Annotated in this window: 2 protein-coding genes (1 of these 2 running past the window's edge); both read right to left on the bottom strand. The window is 66.6% G+C overall.

The window, feature by feature from the left end; translation table 11 throughout:
• Positions 1-88 precede the first annotated feature (88 nt).
• Positions 89-1213: an anhydro-N-acetylmuramic acid kinase gene (locus tag ACVOLI_RS19380; RefSeq protein ID WP_481615628.1), complete on the bottom strand. Its 1125-nt coding sequence runs from the start codon at positions 1211-1213 to the stop codon at positions 89-91.
• A gap of 73 nt (positions 1214-1286) precedes the next feature.
• Positions 1287-2381 carry the 3' portion of a peptidoglycan DD-metalloendopeptidase family protein gene (locus tag ACVOLI_RS19375; protein WP_481615627.1) on the bottom strand. The gene runs 363 nt beyond the window's last position, so 1095 of the gene's 1458 nt are visible here — the last part of the coding sequence; the start codon falls outside the window, past its right edge; it ends in the stop codon at positions 1287-1289.

Genomic DNA, 2381 nt, shown 5'->3' with positions numbered 1-2381 from the left:
CAAAACCTAAGCCCGGGTTGCCGGGCATTTCCCCCACCGGGCCCCACCTGGGGCGCCGGGCAAACCCCCCCCCCAACAACCCCGGGGCTCATGCCAAATGAATCGCGCCCAGGATCCTCGGCCCGCGCGCGCCGCTGACGCTGGGCAGATTGCCCGCACGCCCGGCCAGGGTTTCCTGCGCCAGCCACGCAAAGCCCATCGCCTCCATGTAATCCGGGTCCAGTCCGTGTTCGGCACTGGAACCGATCAGCACACCCGGCAACCGTGCCTGCAATCGCGACAGCAACTGCGGATTGCGCACCCCACCGCCGCAGACCAGCACGCGCCGCGCAGCCGGCAGCTGTGCCAGCAACGCCTCGGCCACCGTGGCTGCGGTCAGCTCCAGCAGTGTCGCCTGCACATCCGCAGGTGCCAATGCATTCACGCCCAGCTGCGCCTCCACCCATTCCAGATGGAACTGCTCGCGACCGGTGCTCTTCGGCGGCGGCAAGGCAAACCAAGGCTCGGCCAGCAATCGCGCCAACAAGCCTTCATCCACACGGCCACTGGCAGCAAACGCGCCATCGGCATCGAACGCATGACCAAGATGGCGCTGGCACCAGCCATCCAGCAAGGCATTGGCCGGGCCGGTGTCGAAACCGCGGATGCTGCCATCGCGGGCAATCAGGCTCAGGTTGGCGATACCGCCTAGGTTGAGCACCGCGCGATCTTCGTCGGCACTGCCCAGCATCGCCAGATGGAAGGCCGGCATCAGCGGTGCGCCATGCCCGCCAGCAGCCACATCGCGGCGGCGGAAATCGGCAACGGTGGTGATACCGGTCAGCTCGGCAATACGGTTGGCATCGCCGATCTGCCAGGTGAACGCCGGAGTGCTCAGCGGCCGATGACGGATGGTCTGGCCGTGCGAGCCGATTGCCCGCACCTGCTCGCGGCGCACTCCGGCATCTTCCAGCAGCTGGTTGGCGGCAGCGGCGAAGGCGATGCCAACACGGGCATCCAGCTGCCCCAGTGCATCCATCGATGCGGGTTCGCCGCCTTGGCCCAGTGCGATCAGGGCATCGCGGGTCGCGCCGTCCCAGGCATGGGTATGGCCGTGTACGAAGCGGCATCCACCGCTCTGCGGAAACTGCACCAGCGCCGCATCGATGCCGTCGGCGCTGGTGCCGGACATCAGGCCAAGAAACATCGGCAGCTGCGGATCAACAGAGGTCATGGCGGTCGCTAAAAAGAAACGGGCAGGGAAGCTTCAAGCTCCCTGCCCGTATCGTCAACGGTGTTGCGCTGGCTCAGCCGCGCTTGCCGCCTGCTGCCGGTGCGGCAGCGGCAGTCTGCGTTGCCGCCGGCTTCCTGCTGTCGCCGGCATCGGCGTAGATCAGTTCTTCCATGCCCTGGATGCGTGCCATCGCCGGTGCGGTCTGTGCACGGAAGGCGGCCAGGTCGGCGCCCTGCAGCGGCTGCGGCGGCGGCATCGTCACCGACAGCGGGTTGCGGTGCACGCCGTTGACGCGGAATTCGTAATGCAGGTGCGGACCGGTCGACATGCCGGTGGAACCCACGTAGCCGATCACCTGACCCTGGTTCACGCGCTGGCCGGCACGGTAGGGCCCCAGACGCGACATATGCCCGTACAGCGTGGTGTGGCCGCTGCCGTGGTCGAGGATCACCACATTGCCGTACCCGCGCTGGGTGCCGGCGAACTGCACACGGGCATCGCCGGCGGCCATGATCGGGGTGCCGGTGCGTGCGGCGTAATCCACGCCCTTGTGGGTGCGCATGGTGCCGAGGATGGGATGGCGGCGGGTGCCGTAGTTCGAGCTCAGGCGCGCGAACTGGATCGGCGAACGGATGAAGCTCTTCTTCAACGAACGGCCATTGAGGTCGAAGTATTCGGACTTGCCGGCGCGATCAAAACGGAAGCCGGTATAGGTCTTGCCGCCGGTCTGGAAGGTCGCCGCCAGGATCTTGCTGGTGTCGATGCGCTCGCCTTCGCGCCAGGTTTCGTCCAGCACCACGCTGAAACGGTCGCCCGGCTGCAGGTCCTTGGAGAAGTCGATGTCGTACTTGAAAATCTCATCGGTCATCGTGGCGATGGCCGACGGCGACAAGCCAGCCTTGCGGGCGGCGTTGTACAGCGAACTGGTGATCTCGCCACTGGCCACCACGGTACGGGTGCTGGTTGCCCGCTCGCTGACCTTTTCGCTGATCTGGTCGCCCTGCAGCGTCAGTTCCACGCGGTGATTGCCATCGCGGTCGAAGCGGATGCTGCGCAGGCTGCCGTTGACCGGCAGGTCGAAGGCGATTTCCGCGCCCGGGCGCAGCTTGGTCAACACCTCGCGGGTGCCCGGATGGTCCAGCACCTTCTGCATGGTGGCCGCCGGTAC

Source organism: Stenotrophomonas sp. STEN029 (genome assembly GCF_056760015.1).
The sequence above is the reverse complement of the archived record's forward strand: the minus strand, read 5'-3'. Positions and strand labels throughout refer to the sequence as shown.